General features: G+C 36.8%; 1 protein-coding gene. It reads right to left on the bottom strand.

The genetic code is table 11. From position 1 onward, the window contains the following. Positions 1–140: 140 nt before the first annotated feature. On the bottom strand, positions 141–1,379 hold the full coding sequence (locus tag IEU71_RS10030) for an IS110 family RNA-guided transposase (RefSeq protein WP_188349657.1): 1,239 nt from the start codon (positions 1,377–1,379) through the stop codon (positions 141–143). Positions 1,380–1,741: the final 362 nt, after the last annotated feature.

The raw sequence follows: 1,741 nt of genomic DNA on the forward strand, positions 1-1,741 counted from the left end.
ATAAGTCAAGTGGAAATTAAAATCACGGTTGAATTAAAGGAGGTGAAATATCTTAAAGAAGCGCTATTTTAATAAGCTTATGCATCGATAAAATTTGATGATAAGCTGAATTTAAACTTTGTTAAGTTGCAGTTAATAGCCTATACCACTTTCTCCTTTTGATAAATTTGGTGATTGCGGAGTAGGACATCAATCACCCTAACTAATTTTCGTGCGGTAAGTGAGACAGCTCGTTTGTGTGGAGAATGTTTGGCTTCATTAGCTTTTTGATGGTAATAACGCGCAAAGACAGGATCATAACGTCTTACAGAATTGGCAGCTTCAATTAAGTAATAACGTAAGTAAGTGTCTCCAGAATGTATCATAGGCGTATTGTCACCATTAAATGATCCAGATTGATATTTTTTCCAAGCGAGTCCAGCATACTTTGCTAGTTGAGATTGATTTTCAAATCGTTTAATTTGGCCAATTTCAGCCAATATACCAGCTGAATACACTGGGCCAATGCCAGGAATAGATTGCAGGATTTGTGCCTCATCAAATGTCTTCAAAAGATCATCAATTGATTTTTCTAGTAATTTGATTTGTTTTTGAAATAAACGAATTTCGTTAAGATAGACTGATAGAACAACGTCAATTGAAGTTTGAATCGTTTTATCCAAACGATAAGAGCCACGAATAGCTTTTTGGATGGTCTTGGCTAGTGCGCTAGGATTAGCAAATCGGCCCTTACCTTTAGAGTTGAGATAGTCTGCGAGTTCTTCAATTGGCATAACTGAGATATCGTCGGTCGTGAAATCTTCAGTTAGTAAGTCCAGCATGGTAGCGCCAAATACAGAAGTATTGAGATCGTCATTCACAACTAACTTGTTGAGTTTATAATACAAATTTTCAAGAAAATGCTGTTTAGAACGTGACAAACTCTTAACAAGTTCAAAACGCGAACGCGTCAACCGTTGTAATGCAACATATTTTTCTTGGCGCACCAGACTAGTTGAATAGCGTTCCAGACGTAAAAAGTCAGCGATATAGTAGGCATCAATTGAATCATTTTTTTGAATTTCAAAAATGTCTTTATACTTCTTAGTATCGCGAGGATTAATGATGACGGCCTGAGTATTAAACTGGGCTAAGTCATCATCGTTTTCAAAGAAATAAGCTGGGTGGAAGCTGTAAATCGAAGTAGCTTCCATCCCAATCACAATCTTCTCAAATTGTTGAGACAGATTAAGCTTAAGAATTAATTTTTTCACTTCGGTCGCACCGTTAAGGTCATTTTCAAAAGTACCTTGGAACAACGGTTTAGCAGAAATATCTGAAGTTAACATAGACACTTCAAGCTTTTTAGAGCTAACATCAATACCGACAAATAATTTCATCATTTCATTGGCCTCCTTTCCATTAGATTGTCTGGTCTTAGATTGGACACCGCGTGATAATCCCTAATTACAATCACATATCGCTTCCTCGCGTATAAGTATTCACAGGTTAGGCTGTCCAAGCTACAACTGATACTACTCAATATCAGTGGCCAGCATAATCGATACAGCATGTGGTTGGCGATTGCAGTGATTGTCAGGGCGGCAGTCTTTTAAAGTAGTTAAACTACAGGGGGATCAAACCAATACCAGTTGACCAAAGCCAATGACAATTAGAGACTATCATACGGTGTTCAATTAGTGAAGAGAAAACAGTCATAAAAATAAAAAATAATGTAAGTCTTTAAACTTACTATACGAGG

The sequence above is a fragment of the Leuconostoc falkenbergense genome, from assembly GCF_014634805.1.
Lineage (GTDB): Bacteria > Bacillota > Bacilli > Lactobacillales > Lactobacillaceae > Leuconostoc > Leuconostoc falkenbergense.